The organism is Flavobacterium arcticum (assembly GCF_003344925.1).
Taxonomy (GTDB): domain Bacteria; phylum Bacteroidota; class Bacteroidia; order Flavobacteriales; family Flavobacteriaceae; genus Flavobacterium; species Flavobacterium arcticum.
In genome coordinates, this window is record NZ_CP031188.1 from 799,800 (window position 1) to 824,171 (window position 24,372).

Below are 24,372 nucleotides of genomic sequence, written 5' to 3' on the forward strand. Positions count from 1 at the left end.
ATTTACAATAATTTAACTGACATACTGTTTGTTAAATAGTAAAAGAATATAAATCATAAAGAATATTATTTATATTTTTGACCCTCTTAAAAAAAACTATATAATGAAATTTAAAGGATTACTGGCATTTACTGCCTTATTAGCAACAACATTTGCAAATGCCCAACAAGCTCAAACATATGTAGATGAGTCGGGCGGTATGAATTATGGATATACTAAAAAAGCTCCGAGTGAGCCTGCAGGAGGTACACAGTATTATATTGACTCGTTTAACGCTGCTAAAATAGATGACTCTAACGAGATTACACTTGTAAAGTATAATGCATACTCTGATGAGATGGAACTAAAAATACACGATGAAGTTGTTGTATTAGAGCCTAAAGACGGTATGATGATTAGACTGGTTAACAATCAGGCTAACTATACATTTACACAATATACTAACAAGGACGGAATAGCTAGCCAAAACTACCTTGTAGTTATTAGCGATGCCTCTAACCTGAAAATATTTAAACGCGAGCGTATATACCTTCAGCCAGAACAGCATCCACAAGGAGGGTATCAAAAGTATAAAGCTCCATTGTATAAAAAGCAAAACCCTGAATATTATATCCAGATGAATAATGGCGATATAGTATATATGTCTGACAGAAAAAAAGACGTAATAAAACTTATACCAGGTAAAGAAAAAGAAGTTAAAAAATTCATGAAAGAAAATAGAATAAAGATAAGTGATGATAAAGACTTACAGCTATTAGGTAACTATATGAATACTTTACTTTAATTATTCTATCTATTCATTACAAAATCTTTCAAATAAAAAGGTTCAAAATAAGCGACATCAACGGTGTCGCTTTTTTGATGCTTGTTATAAGATAAAAGAGCCATTTCTGCAGAAGATGGATATATAATATCATTATGATACATAAACTTATTATCAGGTAATAAGGCTCTGCATTTCTCTGCACCATCGCCTACTAAGTGACATATATCTGTATACTCTGAGAAAGAGTCTCCAGTAATAATCTCGGCTTTTGTATCGCTTTTTTTATTGTAGTTGGTGTCAAAAACAGCATTATATACCTCCATACGTCGTGCATCTATCATTGGTACAATAACACCTTCTGTTATTTTTAGCTTGCGTGCTAAAACCTCTAACGTATCAATAGCTAATAAAGGAATATTAAGTGCATAACACAATCCTTTTGCTGCTGAAACACCTATACGAAGTCCTGTATAAGACCCAGGCCCCATGCTAACAGCAACGGCTTCAAGACCTGAAAAATTTGTCTCTGCTTCCTTAAGCACTTCTTCTATAAAAATATGTAGCTTTTCTGCATGACTGTAGCCTTCGCCTGCAAATTCTCTTATAGCAACAACATTACCAGCTTGAGCTAGCGAAACTGAGCAATTTTTAGTTGCTGTTTCAATATTAAGAATAAACCCCATAAGTATTACTTATCTTCTTTATCGTTGTCTTTATTCTTTACTCTTACTTTATCATTAGGCGAAAGTTCTTTGGTAACAGTAGTATAAGGTCCTGTTATTACCTCTTCGCCTTTTTTAAGTCCTGTTATTACCTCAATATTAGTATCATCTTGTATTCCTGTAGTAATAGGTCGCAATACAGCAACACCTGCCTTCATTACAAAAACACATTCAAATTTTTCGTCTTGACTAGCTTCTCCTTTTATTTCTTTCTCTTTCTCCTCAAGCTCTTTTATAATATCTTTTTTAACCGCTGTAGTGTCTGATTTTACAACTACTGCACTAATAGGTACTGCAATAATATTTTCTTTTCTTTCAGTAATAATATCTACAGTTGCTGTCATACCGGGTCTAAATGGTGAATAATTAGATGGTTTCCCTTCTGTCATATCAGCATACGACTCTTTATTTATACGTACTTTAACTTCAAAGTTAGTTACCTGATCGGCTGTTAAGTCACTACTTGCAGAATTAGATATACTTGTAACTACGCCTTTAAACTTTCTTTTTAAGTAAGCATCAACCTCTATATCTGCTTGGTCGCCTATCTGTATTTTAACAATATCATTTTCATTAACATCTACCTCTACCTCCATATTATTAAGGTTAGCTACCCTCAATATCTCTGTACCTGCCATTTGCTGTGTACCTACAACACGTTCGCCTAGCTCGGCATCAAGTTTAGAAATAGTACCATCTACTGGTGAGTATATAGTAGTTCTATTAAGGTTATCTTTTGCTTCGGTAACATTAGCCCCTGCGCTTTGCACACTAAAGTAAGCCGATTGTTTTGATGCTTGTGCCACCTCATAAGCAGATACTATTTTATCCCATTCTGATTTAGATATTACACCTTTATCAAAAAGCGTTTTATTACGATCGTAATTTGCCTTTGCTTCTTTAAGTTGTGCTTCGGTTTGGCTAAGCCCTGCTTTTGCCGTAGATAGTGATGCTGCAGTACGACTAAGACCAGACTCATATAGATCTGGATTAATACGTATTAAAAGTTGTCCTTTTTTTATAGCCTGACCTTCTTTTACAGGAAGTTCTATAATTTCTCCCGAAACTTCAGACGATATTTTAACCTCTACTTCAGGTTGTATTTTTCCTGTAGCTGATACAGTCTCTGTAAGTGTTATAGTTTCTACTTTGGCTGTTTCTACTTCTTTACTTTCATCTCTACTACCAAATGCACCTGTTTTATTAAGTACAACTAGTAATATAATTACAACTAATGTAATACCTAAAATATAGTATAATGTTTTCTTTGACATGGCTATTTTTGCTTATTGTTGTTGAATAATTGGAATACCGAAATAAAACTCAAGGATTTTAACCTTGAAAATAAAATCATATTTTGCTCTTATTACATCAGATTGTGCATTAATTGATAATGCCTGCGCTTGGTTGTAATCGAATATATTAATAAGTCCTACTTCATATCTTTCGCGAGCATATTCTAATGATCCCTCTCTAGCTTTGGCAGCAGCTACCGATGCATCATACGTTTTTAATGAACCCATAGCATCTGTATAAGCCGTATATATATTACGCTCTAGATCTAACTCTTGTTGTTCTAAAGCAAGTTTAGAACGCTCTACAGTCACCTTTGCGCGCTCTACACTATTTCTTACAGAAAAACCATTTAATATAGGTATTGATAATTGAAATCCAAAAGAGTGTCCTTTGTTATCTGATGCCTGATTCCAAAAAGGTAATGGAGAACTATATACTGCAATGGTTTCTCCTGTTAGATCGTCTATCCCATAAGCTATATTATCATTATGGCTTACCGAACTACTAAGGCTATAAAAACCTCTTAGCGATGGCTGATATGACGAACGTGCAACAGACACATCTTGCATAGCAACCTCAAGGTTAGCACGAGCAACCTTTATTACCGTTTGTTCTTCTTTTGCTTTATTATAAATCGCATCTGGAGTTTGTAGCAATACTTCACTTTCTTCCTTATTAAACTCTTCATCTGCTATATCAAACTCTCTAAAATCTTCTAGTTGTAACAATTGTGCTAAACTTAACTTAGATATCAATAATTGGTTCTCTGCTTCTATTATCCGTTGTTTGTCAGCCGCTACTGTTGCTTGTATATCTAGAAGGTCACCACGAGGTATAAGACCTCCCTCTAATAATTGCTCTGAGCGCTCTTGTTGATTTTTATCTGTTGCTAATTGTTCTTGCTGAACTTTTAAATTTTCACGATTAAAAAGTATTTGCAAGTAAGCTTGTGCAACATTAAGCGCTATATCCTCTTGCATTTTTTTTATATTATACTGGCTAGCTATTATATTTAACTTAGCCCTACGCAAGTTTTTTTGATTTCTAAGTCCGTTATAAATATCAATCCCTGTACTTAGACCTCCATTGGTATATTGTGAAGTAGTATTTTGTGCTGAGTTGGTTATAGGGTTAACAACAAGTCCTATATTCCAAGAATGGGTAGCGCTAAAACTGGCTGTAGGTAAAAAGCTGCCATAAGCATCTTTCTTATCTATATTAGACAATTTCATATCTAACTCACTCTGTCTTATCGAAATATTATGTTCTAGTGCATATGTTACACATTCATCAAGCGTCCATTTTTTTACCTGCGCATTAGATAGCGTAGAAAAGAGGGTCAAAATAAATAAAAGTACTGCCGTTTTTTTGCTTCTCATAATTGTAAGCTGATGGTTTTTACAAAGGTATTTAAATTATCTATAGTAAGTAATTTATTATGTAACCATTAGACCCCTAACATTGGTTTTTGTTACAAATTAAATACTAATTTTATCACAGATTTTTAATCTCCTAGCCAATGAAAAGCAAATTCATAGTATATATAGCAATTGCTGCACTATTTTTATCTGGATGCTCTACCGCAAAAAGAATAGAAGCATTAAAACCTGAGCCAAGCAATAATGAACCTGTAGCTTTCGAGAACTCCACTTCATTTATCAACCTACCCGTTACCATTAGTATTGCTGATATTGAGACACAGGTAAACAAGCTACTGAGCGGCATTATTTATGAAGACAAAAACATTGACGATGATAATATCTCGATGAAGGTATGGAAAACAGCCCCTATAAAATTCAGTGAACAAAAAGGCAGGCTGCAAACCATAGTACCTATAAAAATTATCGCAAAAGTAAAATATGGCGTATCAGCTTTAGGTGTTAGTCTATATGACACTCGTGAGGTAAACATGAATGGTATTACTACTTTTAATAGTAAAATAGGTCTTACCAACTGGAAAATGACTACCAGCACGAACATAGAATCATTAGAGTGGAAAGAGAATCCAAGTATAAGCATAGGTGGGCAACAAGTAAATGTTAGTTACCTTATTAATCCTGCTGTAAAACTATTTAAATCAGAAATTGAAAACGAACTCGATAAAGCAATAAGTAAAACTACCGACTTTAAACCTCAAGTACTAGAGGCTTTAGAAAAAATAAGTGAGCCTTTCCTTGCCAATGAACAGTATGAAACATGGTTTAAACTAACACCTATTGAGCTATATGTAACCGATGCTGAACTCTCCAAAAAACAAATAACTATGGAAATGGGGTTAAAATGCACCATGCAAACCGTAGTAGGACAAAAGCCATTAAAAACCTTTAAGAAAGAAGATGTTATACTGAAACCCGTAAGCAAAATGCCCGATAAAATAAATGTGGTAGTCGCAGCGGTATCAACCTATGAAAGTGCTTCAAAAATAATTACGAAAAATTTTAAAGGACAGGAATTTGGTAATGGTAGTAAAAAAGTAACAGTACAAAAAGTAGAGTTATGGAGTAAAGAAGGTAAAATGATTATAGCTTTAGATATGACAGGTAGTATTAATGGCACAATATACCTATCAGGCTACCCAAGTTATAATACAGTAACCAATGAGATTTATTTTGACAAGTTAGATTATCTCTTAACTACAAAAAGTGTACTCTTAAAAACTGCCAATTGGCTTGCTGAAGGTACAATTCTTAGAAAAATACAGGACAATTGCCGATACTCTATAAAAGAAAATCTCGATGACGGCAAGAAAAACATAACACCCTATCTTGACAACTATTCTCCTATGCCAGGTATTTATATAAATGGCACGTTAGATGATTTTGAATTTGATAAAATAACACTAACCAATAAAGTTATTGTTGCTTTTATAAAAAGCTCAGGCAAAATGAGTTTAAAAATAGACGGAATGAAGTAACTACCCAACCATCTCGGGTTTGATTTTCTTTTTTCTAAGTCTGTATATTGCATAGCCTATTAAAGCCACAAGTAGGTATGGAAATATCATAAGATAGACAATACCATCATTAACCGCCTCAGGCTTTATACCACTATCACTACTCTCTAGTGCTGCACGGCACATGGCACATTGTGCATTAGCAGACATAGCGATAAAAAACAATACTAGTGTATAAATAACATTTTTCATTCTCACTTCATTTTACAGCTTACTAATGTATATAGTAAGGTGATATCATTAAATAAACTATTACTCCTGTAACAGCAACGTACAACCACATAGGATAAGTAATGCGAGCTATCTTCTTATGTCTTTCAAACGAGCTTGTAATAGCCCGAACGTAGGTAATTAATACAAAAGGGATTATTATTACCGAGAGTATTATATGAGTAATCAGTATAAAATAATATATATATATTACAGCACCCTCACCTCCAAATTTTGTAGAGTCTGATGTCATATGATAAGCTACATACATCGCAAGAAATGCTACTGATAAACTAATAGCAAACTTCATCAGGTTTTCGTGTAGTTTTTGCTTCCCATTCTTTATTGCCCACACAGCCGTTACAAGTACTATAGCAGTAAGTCCATTTACAGCAGCATATATAGGCGGTAAAAAAGAAAGTGGCTCTACATTATAACCAAAGTCTTTTAGCTTAAAACCAAACAACAAGGCTACAACCAGTGGTATAGCAATAGATAGCACCACTATCCATTTATTATATTTACTCTCGGCGTTGCCGCTATTTATTGTATCTCCCATTATTCTATTCTTCTAATAGTTTCTTAATATCTTCTTTTATAGCTTCTACCCCTTTATCATCAAGCCCGTCATAATATAGAATAGGGTTTCCATACTTATCCTTCCTACAACGAATTTTCCCTTCTTTATCAACCAAGGCGAATAAACCTGAGTGCTCAAAACCGCCCTTTGCACTTTTATTCTCTCCTGCATACAAGTTGAAACCTTCTTTAGCAAGATTAAAAATATAATCTTTATCACCCGTAAGAAAATGCCAATTATAATGCTTTACTCCTAAATGTTCGGCATGCTCTTTTAATACCTGTGGAGTGTCATATTCTGGATTTATAGTAATAGATGCAATACCAAACTCAGGGTTACCATAAAACTCTTTTTGGAGTTTTAGCATATTCTGGTTCATTTTAGGACAAATAGTAGGGCATGTAGAAAAAAAGAATTCTACCACATATACCTTACCCAAATAATCCTTATCGGTAATCGTTTTATTATCCTGATCAGTTAATTTAAAAGAAGGAACAGGTCCTATTTCTACTAAATCAGATTTTTGGAATTTTGCTACAATTTTTGGTACTGCCCATATACCGAATATCAGTACGATAAACGATATACCTATATATGATTTATTTTTCATTGGAGTTTAAATTTTTCTTTTATTATTCTTTTTCAGCGCAAGGCGATATTCGGCAAGAATTACTTTAACATCATCAGACATTTCATTATGTAAATCAGCAGCCGATATTGTATTATATCCCTCCTTGTACTCCTCTTCACCTTTCAAGTTTTTGCCCTTTCTGCCACGCAGGTTCAAATCTTTATCAATAATAAAAACATTAGAAGTTCCGTTTTTGTCATCAAGTTGCCCTACAAGCTCTAATCCATTATAGTACTCTTGTATTTCTTGTGGCGATGCAAATACAAAGTGCCATCCCGACATATCACTGATACGTCCTAGTTCTGCCATAAGCTCTTCTGCCTGGTCTTCTGTACCTAGGGGAGCAATCATTACCATCTGGAAATCGGTAAACTCTTTATTCTTATTATAAATCTTTTGGTTCAGGTTAAAAGCGTTTCCCTTATTATATAAAACATCCTGACCTGTAAAACCAAGTATGGTTATTTTATCTTTTAATTCTATTCTATCTCCTGATAACGATTTCCATTGTGGGAGTTCTTTAATCGTTGGAGTTACAATAGGTAACTTAGCAAAAGTATTAATTCCCGAAGCAAAAAAAAGGTATGCTACAATGGGCAGGGCAAACAAAACAAAAAGTACAATTGTCTTTTTCATATCATGGTCTTTACAATAGTGCAAAAATAAAAAAAGGCGGTTTAATAAACCGCCTTTTTTTTATAATAATCTGTCGCTTAGAAAAGCCATTTGTATGGAGAGTCGTGAAACACTTCAAAAACATAATTACCTTCCAGCAACAAAATGAACACTAAGTATATAATTAAGAATACTAATGGCGCAACAATAGACCATCTTAAACTTCCTTTTTCTCCTTCAAGGTGCATAAACGCCCACATAATATAGTAAGCCTTTACTACTGTAAGGATTATAAATAACCAGTTTAGTAAATTTAAACCAAATAAGTCTGTTCTATATAGTGCGTCTGGTTTAATAATACCGAATATAACCTCTACTATGGTTATTACCGATAGTAATCCGAAAACCACCCATATTCTTTTCGTATTGGATTCGTGTGAATGTGCCATATCTTAAATGCTTTTTATCAATTAAACTAAGTAGAAGAATGTAAATACAAATACCCACACTAAATCTACAAAGTGCCAGTATAATCCAACTTTCTCGACCATTTCATAACTCTTTCTTTTCTCATATGTACCTAAAAGTACATTAAAGAAAATAAGTATGTTAATTATAACACCCGACAATACGTGGAAACCGTGAAAACCTGTAATAAAGAAAAAGAAGTCAGCAAATAATTTATGCCCATATTCATTTCTTACAAGGTTTGCACCTCTTACTACTATTGTCGCATCTTCAAGTCTCTTTATAGACTCTTCACGCGATAATATTGTTTTTTGTTTATCTTTATTTATAACCTCTGTTCTTACTAAAAGATTAGGGTTTGCTTTAAAGCCTTCTACTACTTCATCTACAGAGTATTCTCCTAGCGTAGCACCATCTTCAAACCATATACCATTGCTTCTTGTTTTTTGCGCTCTATCTGTAGGAAGTGTCGCTGCAAAATCATCAAGACTAACTCTAGCACCATCATTATCAACAAACTGTAGTATTGCACCACCTGTTGTCTCAACAGCACCATATTCTCCTTTAATAAAGTTTTTCCATTCCCAAGCCTGAGAACCAAGAAATATAAGCCCTCCTACAATAGTAAGTAGCATATATACAGCCACCTTTGTTTTCTTCAATTGATGACCTGCATCAACTGCAAGCACCATTGTAACTGATGAAAAGATAAGGATAAATGTCATCAATGCAACATAATACATTGGTGCATCTACACCATGTAAAAATGGAAAGTGAGTAAATACCTCATCGGCTATAGGCCATGTTTCAAGAAATTTAAATCGGGAAAAACCGTAAGATGCAAGAAACCCAGAAAAAGTCAGGGCATCCGATACGATAAAAAACCACATCATCAATTTGCCATAACTCGCTCCCATAGGCTCGTTTCCTCCGCCCCAGGTCTTACCTGTAGTAGCTGTTGTAGTAACTGTCGCTGCCATATAATGTTAAGTGTTAAAAAGTTTTCAAATTTACATTTTTTTTTATTAATAGAAATAGAAAAATAAAAACAAGTAAACCCATAAAATATCGAGAAAATGCCAGAACATTGCACCTAACTCTATTCCAAGGGTTTGTGAGGAATTGTATTTTTGTTTAAAATGATTATAAATTACAATAAGTAACACTATAATTCCTGCAAAAAGGTGTGCCAAGTGTAGCACTGCTACAATATATAAAAATGATGTAGTAACAGTACTCTCTGCTCCTGTAAAATAATATCCTTCTGCTATAACCTGAGAAAAGCCATAAAACTGAGCAGCCACAAACCCTATCCCTAAACCAAGTGTAACTAATAATAGCGTTGTAGTAAGTTCTCTGTTACCCTTTTTCATCGCATTTTTTGCCATATGAAATGTAATACTACTTAGTATAATAACAGCTGTACTTATTATAAAAGCGTTAGGTAACACAAAGTCGTTAAGCCAGTCAGGGCGCGATGTACTCACTACATAGGCACTGGTAAGCCCCGCAAACATCATAAACATACTAATCATTCCAAACCATAGAAGCATTTTGTATGATTTTGCTTTTCTATCATTGTGTTCTTGTAACGACATTCCCATTTCCATAACTTATCGAATAAATTTATCTAAAACATATATTACCTGCAACAACGAAATATAAGACACACTTACAAGCATTAGCTTGCGCGCTGCCTTAGCATCCATTTGTTTGTATAACTTTACTGCATATACCAACATCCATAACCCTAATAAGAAAACAATTCCAGCCGAAACATAACTGAGTTTTAGGCTACCTGTAAAACCTGTAACAGGTAATAATGAGGCTATAATAAGCCAAACGGTATAGAGTATAGTTTGTAGAGCAGTCTTTTTATCTTTTTTACCTGTAGGTAACATAAAAAATCCTGCTTTTTTATAATCGTCAAATAAAAACCAGCCAATAGCCCAAAAGTGAGGGAATTGCCAAAAGAACTGCACTAAAAATAGTGTTCCTGCTTCGATACCAAAATCATTAGTCGCAGCAACCCAACCTAACATAAACGGTATAGCACCAGGAAACGCCCCTACAAATACCGATAGTGGTGTTATTCTTTTTAGAGGAGTATATATACTAGTGTATAGAAATATAGATATAGCTCCAAACATAGCCGTTTTAGGATTAATACTATACAGTATACCAATACCCAAAATAGTTAAAGCCGAACCTAACAAAAAAGCGTTTCGTGCTGATATTTTACCTGAAGGCAAAGGACGATTTTTTGTCCTATCCATAAGGGCATCGAGTTCTTTCTCTATAATTTGATTAAAAACATTAGATGCTCCTACCATACAGTAACCACCAATAGTAAGTAGTATAAGTGTTACCCAACTAAAAGGATAAAACTCTGAAAAGCCCAACAAGTACCCTGCAACAGACGAAAACACTACACTAATAGCGAGTCTGGCTTTGGTTATTGCAACAAAATCTGCAAAAATTGACTTTAGGGAAACCTTATTTTCTGTAGCGTTCAACGTGACTTTCATGGGTATTAAAAACTGGCGCAAAGATACTTTAAAAAAAACATTTCATCAACAGGAATAGTCTTAAAATGCCACTCTACAAAATGTTGCCAAAAAAAATTCATATAAAAACGCAACCTTTTTAAAATATGTGCATCTTATATATGAAAAAGAAAATTTGGGAGAAATCGCTATGAAAAGAAAAAACCTTCTTGTTTTACACAAGAAGGTTTTTCTGTTTTTATAAAGTCTATAAATTTTAATAGTCATTTTGTCCGCTACCGCCTTTTACTATTGCTCCAGCAGATGATGTACCTATTCTTTTTACTCCTAGCGCTATCATTTGCATAGCTTCATCATATGTTCTTACTCCTCCCGCAGCTTTTACTGGTAACGGAAATGAGTTTTCTAACATTAATGTAATAGCTGCTTGTGTCGCACCATTAGGCTTATCATCATCGGTTATATAAAAACCAGTAGATGATTTAACAAATACATTTTGGTAATTTTTTTCTTCAAAGTTAGATAGTACTACATTTTTTATCAAGGCACTCAGTTGCACTATTTGTGGCTCATTAAGTGCAGCCACTTCTATAATCCATTTTATAACTTTTTCATTATCTAAACCAAGACGAGTACACTCAAGCACTTGTTGTTTAACCTCAGTTATTTTACCTTCTTTAAAAGCCGTATAATCTACTACAAAATCAAGCTCATCAGCACCGTCATTAATAGCAGTTTGTGCTTCTTGCAATTTTTCTTGTAAATCACCCCTGCCTTCTGGAAAATCAATTACAGTACCCACTCCTACTTTTGACTCAGTAGCTACTATCATCTCTTTAGCCATTGCTACCATTTCGGGTCGTATCATTACTAACTTAAAATCTTCTTGTATTGCTTCGGCTACAAGCGCCTTAACTACTTCAAGATTCTCAGCCTCTGTAAGTCCTGCCTGTGTTGCAGTTTTTAAATAAGTAGTATCTAGGTATTGTTTTAATTTCATAATAGTTAAAATAAATATCCCCCGTTTATAACGAGGGATAGTAAATTATTTTTTGCTCTTTTGCAGCAGTAATACACATATTATTGCAGTTATACTGCCAAGGGTATTAAAAACGACATCCATAATATCGGCCTCTCTTCCTTGTGTAAATAAGCCTTGTGATATTTCTACAACTGTACCATATGTAAAGGCTAAAAAAACCGAAATGAGTCTTGCGCGCTTCGCACTAACACTACTCTTAAGGTTTATATAACCATACCATAATAAGGTAAATATAAAATAGAATATAAAATGTCCGTATTTATCTTTATTAGGGAATTCAATATCATTAACACTTCCCAGTTTTTCCATACTAACTAAACATAAAACTGTTATAAACAGTGTCCATATTATAGCTACCCAGAAATAAAGACTACGCACCAATAAGCTCTTTATATTTTTCGTCGCTTAGTAGCTCGGTTACATCATCAAGGTTAGATATTTTCACTTTTACCATCCATCCAGCACCATAAGGATCTGTATTTACATTCTCTGGTGTAGTTTCAAGCTCTTCGTTAAATTCGATGATTTCACCACTCAATGGTAAAAAAAGATCAGATACTGTTTTTACAGCTTCTACCGTACCGAAAACTTCATCTTTATCAAGTGTCTGGTCTAGTGTTTCCACTTCTACATATACAATATCTCCAAGTTCTTTTTGTGCAAAGTCAGTAATACCAACTGTTGCAATGTCACCTTCAATTTTAACCCACTCGTGGTCTTTAGTGTACTTTAATTCTGCAGGTATATTCATGTTGTTTGTTTGTTTTCAGCAAATGTATGTTTTAATACTATAATTTTAAAATGATTTACATCAAATTAATTTCCGAAATTATATCGTAATGTAAACCCTGTACGAATATTTGTTAACGGATATGAAGTAGATATAACTGGCTTAGAGAACGAATGGTCGTAATAGAATATCGCCGTAAGGTTTTTACTAAACGAATAATCTGCTGTAAACTTAATCGACCATATATTTTGTCCGCCACCAAGCTGATTGTTATCATAATCTAGATAACGTACTATCGTTTCATTTTTCCTTAAAGAGAAATCTGCTTTTAGGTTTATATCACTTTTAATAGTATTTGTAGGGTTATCTGCAAGACTAGAGTTAATAGTAACATCTTTTATACGATATCCTATCCCTACTATATATTCATTTCCTTTTACCTCTGTAAGCAGGTTATTATCAAAACTCATATTAAGCGTTCTATCCTTCCTTACCTCTGCTAGTATTTTGATAGAGTTCTTCATTTCAAAATCTATTCTTATAAGCGGGTTAAACTGCTCAGTAAGGTTAATGTTAGATATAATATATTCAGAATAGAAGTTACCTGCACCATCGTTATCCTGCCCTGACGGGTCATTGTCATACTCAAAGTTAGAACGATAGGAATTAATATTATATGAGGCTCTGTAACCGTGTTGTAACGAGAATCTTCTAAACCTGTCTTTAAAGAACTTATAACGCATAAGCCCTGTATACTTCACTACCCAGTTAGGCAGCGGTGTGTCGCGGAACGGACTCGTAGAAACTTTACCTGCATCCTGACCGGAATATGCCGCAAGGAAAGAAGGTAACAGCACGCGTTGACTATTTTTACCAAACCCTACAGGATAACCCGTATTAGCATCAGCAAAATCACTAGAGGGTTGTCCTGCATCTCCATAACGTGGAAAGTCAGTCGTTCCATAATGTTGCTCTGCCAGCCTGTTAGCAATTGTCAGCCTGTTTTCTCTCATTTGGTCAAACGCATCAGACCCATTAACATCACTTGTACTAAAGGCAGTTTTTATAAGTATTGTTGATATCTGGAAGTTACCATAGCTATATGGCGACCTCGAATTATATACTCCATCACTTACATCATACTGCTCAGAATAATTATCTGACTTATTCTTATCTGCTGTAAGATCTATTTTTAAATCAGGAAATAAATCTATAGAAGCCGTTAAATTTAGTAATTGTGTTTTAACCTGAGTGAAATTTTGGTTATACTCTGGGTAATCTGTAAGATAACCATTCTTTGCTGCTTCATATCTTACATCTGCATCCTGACTACCTACTATAAAGCCTAATGTAGGTTTTGATGTACCCAAGAAACCAATATTTGGCAAATAACCTGGTAATACTGTTCCGTTAGTCTCTGTATAATTTAACTGAATATTTTTCACACTCGTTACTACACCTATTAATCCATCTACAAAAACATTACCACCTTCGTTAGCCGATTGGTTAGATGTAATTTTCTGCCCTGGCTTTGGTGGTCCTTTAGGAGCAGTATTTTTAGCAACCTTCTTTTTCTTGCCAAGCCCTATATACTTATAAAACATATCCATATTAAAGGCAGCGTTCAACTTATGCGAGTTTGAGTTCTGTATAGTATTACCCAAATAGTAGCTAACATTATTTTCATCTGTAACATAGGCTAATGCATCTGATGAACGTTGCCAATTGTATGTACCTGTATAGCTATATGTAGATTTTACAAACTTAAATATTGGTATCTTATTTATAGGTAAATCATAATTAAATGTAAACTGTTGCGTGTGTGAGTTAGCCTCGCCCGTATCCCAGAAATCCTGCCACACATTATAATCATTTATAGGCACACCATCTTCGTCAAGATAGTTTCGAACTATATTTCTTGTAGAAACCTCATAGTTAAATTTAAGTGCTTTAGTAATATTATAATTAAGACCATACTGGTAATTAAAGAAATAATTACGCCTGTATAATGGGTTTATAGGAATACCATCCACATCTACATTTCTATACTGTTGCTTACTGTATTCTCTCATGATATCAGAACTAAACGATATATTAGTAGGAAGGTAATTAAAGTTAAAATCATTAAGTATTTTCCAATAGTCACTCTTCTTCATAAAACCAGTATTTTTAAATGGCTCTATTGGTTTATTAGTAAATGAATAGGTATAGTCTGCTCCAACTCTAACATTTTGTTGCAATAAGTTCTCTATCTCATAATCATGATGATTTAACTGATTGTATGAGTAAGACAAGGTAATGTTTTCAGGATCGTAAACATGTTTTTTCTGTTCTGCAGATCGCTCCTTTTTAACCCCTATAAAGTTAATACTCTTACGCTTGGTATAATCTATAGCTCTATTTCGTAAATTTTCTTTCTCGTCTTCATCTTCTGTTTCATCTATAAGTTGATCGAGTTTTATATCCTGATAAAACGGATCGTACTCTGGCGTGATAATTTCTTCTCCCACACTATAGTTAAACGGAACATTAATACCCCATTTTTTAGGAAGTAGTTTCCCAAGATTAACATTAGTTACAATATCATATTGTTTAGAGTCTTCTCTGCTTCTCTCATTTGGACTTTGCTCTACACTACCAAAACCTATGGTACTCATACGACCTGTTGCTGATACTGTAGCAAAATCTGCAAAATTAGTATCCATATTAGCTACAGCAGCCATACCCCCTTTATTATCCATATCAGATAGGCGTAGCTCATTAAACCATACTTCTCCTCTTACATTTCTTGCACCAATTTCCCCTGGCATATAGCCATTCTTTACTCCTAACATTAAGGTTCTTATATAACCAAAGTTAGGATTACCCTTTATACCAATACGTATTCTATTTTCCTCATCAGCACCTGGGCTAATATCATTAAGGTTTACATATACTATACCTAGTTCATCTGGTTCAGGGGCTACATTATTAAGCACATCAATTTTTAAACTAGTAAGTGCATCAAGCGGTAGTAATATTTCATTTTCTTCTGGCCATATCTGCTCGGCTGTTCTTTCAGTTTGTCCTGTAACCTTTAACCTTACCTCTACTTGATAAAAGTTATCTACAAAGTCATTACCAAAACGAAGGAAAGCTTTCATTTCATCATCTTGCAACGGACTTGTATCTGTAGGTAAAGCCTCTGCATGTAAAAACATTCTTAGCTTTTTATACTGACGCATATCTACATTTACATTCTTAAATACTGCACGAGAATCATCTGGCTCAAGCCCTCCATTGGTAGAACCATCGGCAGAATAAACACGCAAAGAAAGTGATTGCTCATTCTGATTAATAATAGCATTATTATTATACAGCTGCTCTCTTTGCACACCAGGTGGCGACACATAAGGTATAGGAGAACGTTCTCCATTTTCCTGAATATTAAGAGCTACAACATCAAACCCTGTATTTAAATCTATAGGGTCTGTCAAATCTTCATCATCGGGTTGTAAAGAATTGGTATATCTTCTCCACTCACCACGCACTAAATCTAAAGCTCCAAAACGTAATGTAATGTCACTTCTAAATCCTGTAACAAAAATTCTCATGAAACGAATAGAACGAACACTACTAATACCTCCTACCTCTTCACGAAGTGGACCATCAATAGGTATTTTATACAATAACCATCTACCATTTGCACTATCACCATTTGGCAACTCTACATTTGTAAACGGTCTTTCATCTACTACATAACCTTGACCAATAACAGCATTAGGACCTATCGGCACTTGATACCTATAATAAGCATCAATGGTATTCATGGTGTTATCTCTATTTACATCTTCTGTATCAGGTAAGGTAGTATTACCTCGATCGTTATCACCTACATCTACTGGTGAGTTACCATCAACACCATTATAATTTTTATATCTATTAAGCACATCGCCATCAGCTCCTAAATAAAACTGATAATTATCTGCAGAGGGGTCTTGAGGGTCAAACCCTGGGAACTTAGCTGCTTCCTCTTCATCAGTAAGTCCATCAAAACCTACATCTTGTACTGCGCGGTTTCCTGTATTAGTATCAAAAGCATATATCAATGATTGTGATACTGGTAGATCTCCCCATACAGTACTAAACACAGGCTGAGTACCGCCTTCTCCTGGCAAGCCATTTTCATACTGCTTTCTGTTATCCCTTAATATATCTTCAGATATTTCTCCTAGGTTAATCTCTAATGTACCTGTATTATTAATATCTGTATTTCCTGGGTTTCCATCATAGGGATCTAGCATCCAAAACTGAATGTACTCTACATTTGTTTGTTCAAAATTAGTAGAGTTTATAGATCGCATTATACCTGCCCAGTTAGTCTCGGCTTCTGTTTCTGTAAAAGTATTTGTAGCCTGAGCTAATGGGTTGTAGTTATACGGACCACGCTCTTGCGGATAGTAACTAAGGTCTAAAGTATTTACTACTGTACTTTGTCCTACTGCAACATCAGTATTAGGGTAAAGTTCATCATAATAAATACGTCTCGTTCTGTTAGAAGAAAGATCTGCTGGACTAACCCCGCCAGGGCGTTGGCTACTATAAAAAATAGGATCTATGCTATACCAAGCTAGCTTGGCTCTTTTGTAACCATATTCAAGGTCATTAGTAGGTACAACACCATCGCTAAAAACGGTAACAGGTGCACTAGAAAGTGTCCAGCCCTGCGAAGAACGCATATCTATATTAGTTTGCGAACCTTCAAAATCATCTACATAAGTTGTTGCTTCACCATCAAACTGGTCTGCTTTTGATGCTCCTGGTTTTAAAACAGCAACTTCACCCCTAAAAGATAAATTAGAAGGCACATCAGTATCTACATTTGGTAATTTATTTACCAGTCGGGTAAAAAATGGTACCTCTGTAGAATAGGCTGTATTTAAACCAAAAATAGTATTATTTACAGATTCCTGACCGTAGTTTGATTTTTGAGTAAATGGTTTTTCAGACATATTAATCAAAGTAGCTCCTACTAAGAATTTTTCTGAAAACTTATGCTCAATATTAAATCCTGCAAAACGTCTTGTTTGCTGCCCAAAAGTAGAGTTATTCTCTACCGAAACATTTATAGGGGTATTAGATGCTTGCAACGAAGGGTCTAGTATTTGAACTCTACCTAATTGATAGTTTACAGTATAGTCTACCCCTTCTACCAGCGTACGTCCTCCGGCAGTTACTACTACCGAACCTTGCGGAACATTGAATGCTCCTAGCGAAATACCATTACCGCCTGTAGATTTAAAACTTCCTTTTAACTGAAATTTATTTTTTTGACTATCTTGTTGTGCATCTGCCTGTGTACTCTTGTACATACTACGGTACACATATCGCTTTTGGTTAGCATTAAAGGTGGTTTCATCCTCGTCATCTTGATAATTTTCTGATGGACTTGTCGCTAATTTATCGAAAAGATATTCACCAAAAGGCTCAGCAGTAGTAAACATTACCCGACCATACTGAGTATCTACTGTAACTCCTTGCACAAAATCAAAGAAACCATCACCACCTACTTGTGGGTCATTAGTATAATTCAATCTATCTACATTAAATACCCGTAAAAGTGGCGTATCAGCAACATCATCTGGCAATGGCACAGCTGGGGTACCTGTTGTACCAGGCGCTGCAGTAATATAGTTTAACGGAGAAGGATCCGTATACAGGATATTAAACCTAAAATCTTCTTGTGAAAGTTGATATGCTCCTGGTATTTGATAAATATTTTTCATCATAAGATCCCAAACTGGTTCATTTACATTAACCAAGTTACTCTTAAGCATTTTTAATATCAAACTTTGTGTTGCTACAGTTTGCTGAGTATCATCAGTAGATTCGCCTACAACAGTTGCATCTACACCATCAGTACCAAACTCTCCTACTTTATATACCTCACCACCCATAGTATATTCATAAGCAACGGCAAGCACTTCATCATTATTCAACCTTTGATTAAGCGATATATACCCCAACTGTGCATTATAAGTATATTCACTTGAAGATAATTTTCGAGCATTTTCTAATTTAGAGTAATCTCTACCTTCACTAGCATCAAGCCCATTTGTAAAGCTCGAGTTAGATACGGTAACTATTTCCCTTATACTTGGCGCAAGCCAACCACCACCCGAAGCTATTACCTCTGGGTTTAATTTATTGTTTTCGTTATCTGGAGGAAGGTTAAACTGTGAACCGTTATTAAAAAATCCTGAAGTAGTAAAACCTATAGCCTCGCTTGTATAGTCTTCTCCAGTATTACCGTTAACTGTAAATCTAGTAAGCTGCGATTCTCCTAAATCCTGAATTGCTATAATATTCCTTGAGTTATTCTCAGTAGCATTTATTCTATTTTGTCTATTGGTTACCCATAACTCAATACGCGTTATTTGTACCCTACTACTTATTAGAGGGTAACTCCTCATAGCATAGTCATACTGATTTCTGAAATATTGCGAAAGGAAAAAGTGCCTATCGCTATCATAGTCAAGAGCAAAAATCTCAAAATCTTGTATTGTACCACCGCCTTCGGCTGTTACTGTTTTAGTTTGTGATTTTTGTTCAGAGAATATCCCTGTAAAAGTTGTTTTACCAAATTGAAGTTGCATTTTTACCCCGAATAGGCTTTGCGCACCTCTTATCAATGAGTTTGATAACGGGAAACTCACATTACCTACTTCTATTTTCTGAATAATATCATCTTCCGTAGGTGTATATTCTAGTTTAATAAGATTTTGAAAAGCAAAAGTAGATTCGGTATCATAATTAGCTGTTACGGCTAATTTTGTACCTACTTTACCCTGTAGGCTCATGCTTATACGTTGATCAAAATCAAAAGTAAAAGTTTTTCTATTTCTTGGCGACAACGAAGGGTTGTCTTGTTTAGTAAGACGAACACCAAGATCCATCTCTACAGAACCTTGTGGTTTTACATCAATAGTATTACCTCCAAAAATAGTTTCAAAAAAGCTAGAGTTTACATAGTAACGGGGTAGTAAATTTTTCTGTTCTTCCTCAGTACCTTTACCATCTATAGCTTTCGATTTTTCTTGGTAGTATTCGCGCATTGACTCCCTAAGCACCAATTCGTCATACTGCTCTGGAGTAAGTATAATAGGGTGCGTTATATTAAAACCTTCAAACTTACTAGTATATATATAACGATTAGTTACAGGATCATAAGTATATGCGTCTACAATACTTCTAGGGTTATCAATCTCTATCTTACCCGTATTATAACCTTTTATAGTATCGCGTGCCGCCTGCTCCTCTTCTTCGGTTATTTGTGCCTGTAATGCTACGCCAAAAAACATAAATATTGCAGAAAGCGTATATCTTAAATTATTATAGAATTTTTTAGAGTATTCTGTTTTCAAGGATTATAAATTTTTTAATGCTTGTTTTATAATTGTCTCCACATTAGCTTCTGGTGTCTCTTTAACAATTCGCTCCACCGCCTTTTCTGCTAATTTTTTGTTAAAGCCTAACACCTCTAAGGCAGATAACGCTTCATCTTTATTTGTATTGTAACCTGCAACAGAAACTTCCTCTAAATCATATAGTTTTAACACTTTATCCTTTAAATCAAGTATCACTCGCTGAGCAGTTTTTGCACCTATGCCTTTTATAGACTGTATAGTAGCAACATCGCCTGTACCAATCGCATTTATTATTTGCTTAGGGTCTAATGACGAAAGCATTGTTCTTGCTATACTAGCCCCTACCCCAGACACAGATAGCAGCATCTTAAAAAGTTCTCGTTCTGCTTTTTCTACAAAACCAAAAAGAGTGTGTGCATCTTCTTTAACCTGAAGAAAAATATACAGTTTTATATTTTCTGAATCAGGCAATAAAGAAAAGGTATGCAATGATATATTTACCTGATAACCCACGCCATTACATTCTATTACCACTTCTGTAGGTAGTTTTTCTACCAGTTTTCCCTGAAGGTGTGCTATCATATCTACTTCTTAAAGTTTTCCAAAAATACTAAAATTCTTTAATCCTGTACTATTATCTTAATTTAGTTGACTTTAGGCGTCTTTCTTTCTCTTGTGCATCTACAACTGCTACTGCCGACATGTTTACCATTTCCTCTACACTAGCGCCTAATTGAAATATATGTACAGGCTTATCCATACCCAACATAATAGGTCCTATAGAAACTACTTTATCAAGTTCTTTTAGTAGCTTATACGTTATATTAGCCGCCTCAAGATTAGGAAATATAAGCGTATTTACTTTTTTACCTGCTAATTTAGAGAACGGAAATTTATCTTTAAGCATTTCAGGATTCATAGCAAAATCTGCCTGTACCTCTCCATCAACTATAAGATCAGGGTGATTTTTATGTAAAAAAGCCACCGCCTCACGCACCTTATTAGCACTTTTATTTAATGACGATCCGAAGTTAGAAAAAGACACCATTGCTAGCACAGGCTCCATACCAAACATCCTTACAGTACGTGCAGTCATCAATGCTATTTTAGCAAGATCATCAGCAGTAGGTTCTGGATTAATAGCTGTATCTGACAAGAATATTGGTCCTCGTTTGGTCATCATCATATTGGTTGTCGCTACACGTGTTACACCAGGTGCTTTTCCTATAAGTTGCATAACTGGTTTTACAACCGTAGGATAACTCCTTGAATATCCTGTAACCAAAGCATCGGCTTCGCCTTCATTAACCATCATTGCCGCAAAATAGTTACGCTCACGCATCCATTTTTGAGCTTCAAACTGGGTTAATCCTCTACGTTGTCTTGATCTCCAAAAAACCTCACCATAATGCTCACGTCTTATTTTTTCTTCATCAGTTTTAGGGTCTATAATAGTAATACCACTATCAGTAGCATCAAAGTCGATTTCTTTCATCAACTCTTCTATAATCTCCTTATTACCTAAAAGTATAGGTATACCTATTCGCTCTTCATGTACTATCTGCGCTGCTTTTAATACATCCAAGTGGTCAGCTTCTGCAAAAACAATACGCTTAGGGTCAGTCTTAGCCCTATTAGTAAGTAAACGTATCATTTTATTATCATTTCCTAATCGCTCTAAAAGCTCTTCGGTATATTTTCCCCAATCATTTATTGGGTTTTTTGCTACTCCACTCTCCATAGCTGCTTTTGCTACAGCAGGTGGCACAACAGCAATAAGCCTAGGGTCAAATGGTTTCGGAATAATATAATCTCTACCAAAATTTAATTTCGTTTCACCATAAGCAATATTCACCTGCTCTGGAACAGGAGCTTTAGCAAGCTCTGCAAGTGCTACTACAGCAGCCATTTTCATAGCTTCGTTAATTTTAGAAGCTCTTACATCTAGCGCACCGCGAAATATATATGGAAAACCTAATACATTATTCACCTGATTAGGATAATCTGATCTACCTGTTGCCATAATAACATCATCGCGTGTCGCTATTGCTAGATTATAATCTATCTCAGACACAGGATTTGCCATAGCAAACACAATAGGATCATTACTCATGCTCAAGAGCATTTCAGGTGTAAGTATATTACCTACCGAAAGCCCTAAAAACACATCGGCTCCTTTTATAGCTCCTTCAAGCAATAATGGCTCGACATCTTTAGCATATTTTTGTTGTAATACAGAAAGATCAGTACGACTCTTTATAAGCATACCATCTTTATCAAACATTATGATGTTTTCTAATTTTACACCCAGTAATAAATAAAGATTAACACACGCCATTGCTGCCGAACCAGCCCCTGACACTACCACCTTTACTTCATCTATCTTTTTACCAGCAAGCTCTATCGCATTTAGTAGTGCTGCCGAAGATATAATTGCTGTACCGTGTTGGTCATCATGCATTACAGGTATATCAAGCTCTTCTACCAATCTTCTTTCTATTTCAAAAGATTCTGGGGCTTTAATATCTTCAAGGTTAATCCCTCCAAATGTAGGTGCTATATTTTTTACTGTTTCTACAAATTTGTCTATGTCTTTTGTATCAACTTCAATATCAAAAACATCAATATCAGAAAAAATCTTAAAAAGAAGCCCTTTTCCTTCCATTACTGGTTTTGATGCTTCAGGACCTATATCGCCAAGCCCCAAAACAGCCGTACCATTAGATATTACAGCTACAAGATTACCTTTAGCAGTATATTTATATACGTTATTTACATCTTTAGCTATTTCCAAGCAAGGCTCTGCAACACCCGGAGAGTATGCTAACGCCAAGTCGCGCTGTGTAGCATATTTTTTTGTAGGTACTACCTGTATTTTACCTGGTTGCGGTTTAGCATGGTATAATAATGCTTCTCTGCGTTTACTATAATGGTTCATTGATTCAAATTTTACTCGACTTACAAAGGTAACCTTATGTGGTAAATTTAGAAATTTTTAACACTATTCTTTTAAGAAGTTTATGTTGCGGTTTAGTCCTTGAAACTTTGTCCTTTTTACTGCCGAATTTTTAAATACAGCCCGAAAAGTATCCTCTGTAATTTCTTCCCAATCTTTTTTTGTCATTGATAGTAAATCGGGGTGCGGATTAAAAAGCGGCTCATTATGCGATTTAGAAAAGCGATTCCAAGGGCACACGTCTTGACACACATCGCAACCAAAAGCCCAATCATCAAATTTACCCTTCATAGAATCGGGTAAATTGTCTTTTAATTCAATAGTAAAATAAGATATGCACTTACTACCATCTACTACATACGGTTCAACAATAGCTTGCGTGGGGCAAGCATCTATACACGCTGTACACGTACCACAATGATCAGTAGTAGCAGTATCATACTCTAGTTCAATATCTACAATCAATTCCGCTATAAAAAAGAAAGACCCTACTTGTTTACTAAGTAAATTGCTATGTTTGCCCATCCAGCCAAGTCCGCTTTTGGCAGCCCAAGCCTTATCTAATACAGGTGCCGAATCCACAAAAGCTCTACCGCCTACTCCGCCAATGGTTTCCTGCATGGAGTATAATAATTCTTTTAGCCTGTGTTTTATTACAAAATGATAATCCTGCCCATAAGCATACTTGGAAATTTTGTAACTGTCGTCAACTTGAGTTGCATCAGGATAATAATTCAATAATAACGATATAACACTTTTAGCACCATCTACAAGCAAGGTTGGGTCAAGTCGCTTATCGAAATGATTTTCCATATACTGCATCTGCCCATTCTTGTTTTCATTAAGCCACTTTTCTAGTCGAGGTGCCTCTTTTTCAAGAAAACCAGCTTTAGATATACCACAAGACAAAAACCCGAGGCGTTTGGCTTCGGATTTTATAAAATCAGTATATTTTTTTTTAGAGTTCAGAAATACAAAATTTAAATTACCGTACTACAAGGCATTAAACCAAAATTTATCCCTCCGCGTTTTTCCAAACCAAGAACCTGAGAGTTAATATGTTTTGGGTTTTCTTTAACTATTTGCTCAAAGCCACTTGATTCAAATGTTATTTCTCCCTGATGTAATTCTATTTTACATTCGTAATAAATAGACCCTTCGCTATTGGGTCTAATCTTTTTAATTAAGAAAAAATCTGAAATCTCCAAAGGAGAGACAGAGTAATTCTCAGTTCCTATATCCATTTTTAAATTAAAGCACTCTTTAAAAACAAGTGTACAAGGAGCTACCCAAAATGTAAAAAATTGATTTGGAGGATGAGGATTTACCCATTTAAAAATATAGTCGATATCAAGCAATAAATCAGAAGTCCAATCCTCTTCTTGTTTTCTAATAATAAAACCATATATATTGGCATCATGCCACCCCATTTGGTCAAAGTCTTCCTCTGTCCAGATATTTTTATCTAGTAAATATTCTTCCCTCATGTT

General features: G+C 34.9%; 21 protein-coding genes. 2 read left to right on the plus strand and 19 right to left on the minus strand.

Annotated elements, in window-relative coordinates:
- Positions 1-103 precede the first annotated feature (103 nt).
- Positions 104-784, plus strand: coding sequence for a hypothetical protein (locus tag DVK85_RS03675; protein ID WP_114677139.1), 681 nt, complete (start codon positions 104-106; stop codon positions 782-784).
- A gap of 5 nt (positions 785-789) precedes the next feature.
- Here the strand turns inward: DVK85_RS03675 and tsaB are convergent, their stop codons facing one another.
- From tsaB to DVK85_RS03690, 3 genes are read right to left on the minus strand one after another with little or no spacing between them, the layout of a single operon-like run.
- Positions 790-1,449, minus strand: a complete 660-nt coding sequence (gene tsaB, locus DVK85_RS03680; RefSeq protein WP_114677140.1) for a tRNA (adenosine(37)-N6)-threonylcarbamoyltransferase complex dimerization subunit type 1 TsaB — start codon at positions 1,447-1,449, stop codon at positions 790-792.
- Positions 1,450-1,454: 5 nt separating this feature from the next.
- The gene (locus DVK85_RS03685; RefSeq protein ID WP_114677141.1) at positions 1,455-2,762 is read right to left on the minus strand and encodes an efflux RND transporter periplasmic adaptor subunit; all 1,308 of its coding nucleotides are present in this window, start codon (positions 2,760-2,762) and stop codon (positions 1,455-1,457) included.
- A gap of 12 nt (positions 2,763-2,774) precedes the next feature.
- Entirely contained in the window at positions 2,775-4,163 is a 1,389-nt protein-coding gene (locus DVK85_RS03690; protein ID WP_114677142.1) for a TolC family protein, read from the minus strand.
- Positions 4,164-4,303: 140 nt separating this feature from the next.
- Here DVK85_RS03690 and DVK85_RS03695 point away from each other — a divergent pair, with 140 nt between their 5' ends.
- Positions 4,304-5,698, plus strand: coding sequence for a DUF4403 family protein (locus DVK85_RS03695; RefSeq protein ID WP_114677143.1), 1,395 nt, complete (start codon positions 4,304-4,306; stop codon positions 5,696-5,698).
- Here DVK85_RS03695 and DVK85_RS03700 read toward each other — a convergent pair whose 3' ends face one another.
- The 16 genes from DVK85_RS03700 to DVK85_RS03775 form a co-directional block, all read right to left on the minus strand.
- Positions 5,699-5,929, minus strand: a complete 231-nt coding sequence (locus DVK85_RS03700; protein WP_114677144.1) for a hypothetical protein — start codon at positions 5,927-5,929, stop codon at positions 5,699-5,701.
- A 22-nt stretch (positions 5,930-5,951) separates the two neighbouring features.
- Positions 5,952-6,506 carry a DUF420 domain-containing protein gene (locus tag DVK85_RS03705; RefSeq protein WP_114677145.1) on the minus strand — a complete coding sequence of 185 codons (555 nt, stop codon included), beginning with the start codon at positions 6,504-6,506 and terminating at the stop codon, positions 5,952-5,954.
- 4 nt (positions 6,507-6,510) lie between these two features.
- Positions 6,511-7,137 carry an SCO family protein gene (locus DVK85_RS03710; protein ID WP_114677146.1) on the minus strand — a complete coding sequence of 209 codons (627 nt, stop codon included), beginning with the start codon at positions 7,135-7,137 and terminating at the stop codon, positions 6,511-6,513.
- Between the two features lie 6 nt (positions 7,138-7,143).
- The gene (locus DVK85_RS03715; protein WP_114677147.1) at positions 7,144-7,794 is read right to left on the minus strand and encodes a hypothetical protein; all 651 of its coding nucleotides are present in this window, start codon (positions 7,792-7,794) and stop codon (positions 7,144-7,146) included.
- A gap of 77 nt (positions 7,795-7,871) precedes the next feature.
- Positions 7,872-8,222, minus strand: coding sequence for a cytochrome C oxidase subunit IV family protein (locus tag DVK85_RS03720; RefSeq protein WP_114677148.1), 351 nt, complete (start codon positions 8,220-8,222; stop codon positions 7,872-7,874).
- Between the two features lie 21 nt (positions 8,223-8,243).
- Positions 8,244-9,221 carry a cytochrome c oxidase subunit 3 gene (locus tag DVK85_RS03725; protein ID WP_114677149.1) on the minus strand — a complete coding sequence of 326 codons (978 nt, stop codon included), beginning with the start codon at positions 9,219-9,221 and terminating at the stop codon, positions 8,244-8,246.
- A gap of 45 nt (positions 9,222-9,266) precedes the next feature.
- Complete coding sequence (locus tag DVK85_RS03730) at positions 9,267-9,851, minus strand: cytochrome c oxidase subunit 3 (protein WP_114677150.1); 585 nt, start codon at positions 9,849-9,851, stop codon at positions 9,267-9,269.
- Between the two features lie 3 nt (positions 9,852-9,854).
- The gene (cyoE, locus tag DVK85_RS03735) at positions 9,855-10,757 is read right to left on the minus strand and encodes a heme o synthase (RefSeq protein ID WP_205431309.1); all 903 of its coding nucleotides are present in this window, start codon (positions 10,755-10,757) and stop codon (positions 9,855-9,857) included.
- Between the two features lie 247 nt (positions 10,758-11,004).
- Entirely contained in the window at positions 11,005-11,748 is a 744-nt protein-coding gene (deoC, locus tag DVK85_RS03740; protein WP_205431297.1) for a deoxyribose-phosphate aldolase, read from the minus strand.
- Between the two features lie 45 nt (positions 11,749-11,793).
- Entirely contained in the window at positions 11,794-12,099 is a 306-nt protein-coding gene (locus tag DVK85_RS03745; protein ID WP_114677153.1) for a VanZ family protein, read from the minus strand.
- A 61-nt stretch (positions 12,100-12,160) separates the two neighbouring features.
- Positions 12,161-12,541: a glycine cleavage system protein GcvH gene (gene gcvH, locus DVK85_RS03750; protein WP_114677154.1), complete on the minus strand. Its 381-nt coding sequence runs from the start codon at positions 12,539-12,541 to the stop codon at positions 12,161-12,163.
- A gap of 65 nt (positions 12,542-12,606) precedes the next feature.
- On the minus strand, positions 12,607-19,860 hold the full coding sequence (gene sov, locus DVK85_RS03755; protein WP_114678972.1) for a T9SS outer membrane translocon Sov/SprA: 7,254 nt from the start codon (positions 19,858-19,860) through the stop codon (positions 12,607-12,609).
- 66 nt (positions 19,861-19,926) lie between these two features.
- Positions 19,927-20,508, minus strand: a complete 582-nt coding sequence (ruvA, locus tag DVK85_RS03760; RefSeq protein ID WP_114677155.1) for a Holliday junction branch migration protein RuvA — start codon at positions 20,506-20,508, stop codon at positions 19,927-19,929.
- A 52-nt stretch (positions 20,509-20,560) separates the two neighbouring features.
- The gene (locus DVK85_RS03765; RefSeq protein ID WP_114677156.1) at positions 20,561-22,864 is read right to left on the minus strand and encodes an NADP-dependent malic enzyme; all 2,304 of its coding nucleotides are present in this window, start codon (positions 22,862-22,864) and stop codon (positions 20,561-20,563) included.
- 63 nt (positions 22,865-22,927) lie between these two features.
- Positions 22,928-23,851 carry a tRNA epoxyqueuosine(34) reductase QueG gene (gene queG, locus DVK85_RS03770; protein WP_114677157.1) on the minus strand — a complete coding sequence of 308 codons (924 nt, stop codon included), beginning with the start codon at positions 23,849-23,851 and terminating at the stop codon, positions 22,928-22,930.
- Positions 23,852-23,862: 11 nt separating this feature from the next.
- Positions 23,863-24,369, minus strand: coding sequence for a hypothetical protein (locus DVK85_RS03775; RefSeq protein ID WP_114677158.1), 507 nt, complete (start codon positions 24,367-24,369; stop codon positions 23,863-23,865).
- Positions 24,370-24,372: the final 3 nt, after the last annotated feature.

Excerpts from the sequence above, each read along its gene's own strand:
- DVK85_RS03775 (WP_114677158.1), bottom strand. The coding sequence starts at position 24,369 with ATGAGGGAAGAATATTTACTAGATAAAAATATCTGGACAGAGGAAGAC.
- DVK85_RS03695 (WP_114677143.1), top strand. The coding sequence starts at position 4,304 with ATGAAAAGCAAATTCATAGTATATATAGCAATTGCTGCACTATTTTTA.
- DVK85_RS03725 (WP_114677149.1), bottom strand. The coding sequence starts at position 9,221 with ATGGCAGCGACAGTTACTACAACAGCTACTACAGGTAAGACCTGGGGC.
- DVK85_RS03710 (WP_114677146.1), bottom strand. The coding sequence starts at position 7,137 with ATGAAAAATAAATCATATATAGGTATATCGTTTATCGTACTGATATTC.
- DVK85_RS03730 (WP_114677150.1), bottom strand. The coding sequence starts at position 9,851 with ATGGAAATGGGAATGTCGTTACAAGAACACAATGATAGAAAAGCAAAA.
- tsaB (WP_114677140.1), bottom strand. The coding sequence starts at position 1,449 with ATGGGGTTTATTCTTAATATTGAAACAGCAACTAAAAATTGCTCAGTT.
- DVK85_RS03685 (WP_114677141.1), bottom strand. The coding sequence starts at position 2,762 with ATGTCAAAGAAAACATTATACTATATTTTAGGTATTACATTAGTTGTA.
- DVK85_RS03705 (WP_114677145.1), bottom strand. The coding sequence starts at position 6,506 with ATGGGAGATACAATAAATAGCGGCAACGCCGAGAGTAAATATAATAAA.
- DVK85_RS03675 (WP_114677139.1), top strand. The coding sequence starts at position 104 with ATGAAATTTAAAGGATTACTGGCATTTACTGCCTTATTAGCAACAACA.
- DVK85_RS03720 (WP_114677148.1), bottom strand. The coding sequence starts at position 8,222 with ATGGCACATTCACACGAATCCAATACGAAAAGAATATGGGTGGTTTTC.
- DVK85_RS03765 (WP_114677156.1), bottom strand. The coding sequence starts at position 22,864 with ATGAACCATTATAGTAAACGCAGAGAAGCATTATTATACCATGCTAAA.
- DVK85_RS03715 (WP_114677147.1), bottom strand. The coding sequence starts at position 7,794 with ATGAAAAAGACAATTGTACTTTTTGTTTTGTTTGCCCTGCCCATTGTA.
- sov (WP_114678972.1), bottom strand. The coding sequence starts at position 19,860 with ATGTTTTTTGGCGTAGCATTACAGGCACAAATAACCGAAGAAGAGGAG.
- DVK85_RS03690 (WP_114677142.1), bottom strand. The coding sequence starts at position 4,163 with ATGAGAAGCAAAAAAACGGCAGTACTTTTATTTATTTTGACCCTCTTT.
- DVK85_RS03700 (WP_114677144.1), bottom strand. The coding sequence starts at position 5,929 with ATGAAAAATGTTATTTATACACTAGTATTGTTTTTTATCGCTATGTCT.
- DVK85_RS03745 (WP_114677153.1), bottom strand. The coding sequence starts at position 12,099 with ATGGAAAAACTGGGAAGTGTTAATGATATTGAATTCCCTAATAAAGAT.
- gcvH (WP_114677154.1), bottom strand. The coding sequence starts at position 12,541 with ATGAATATACCTGCAGAATTAAAGTACACTAAAGACCACGAGTGGGTT.
- ruvA (WP_114677155.1), bottom strand. The coding sequence starts at position 20,508 with ATGATAGCACACCTTCAGGGAAAACTGGTAGAAAAACTACCTACAGAA.
- deoC (WP_205431297.1), bottom strand. The coding sequence starts at position 11,748 with ATGAAATTAAAACAATACCTAGATACTACTTATTTAAAAACTGCAACA.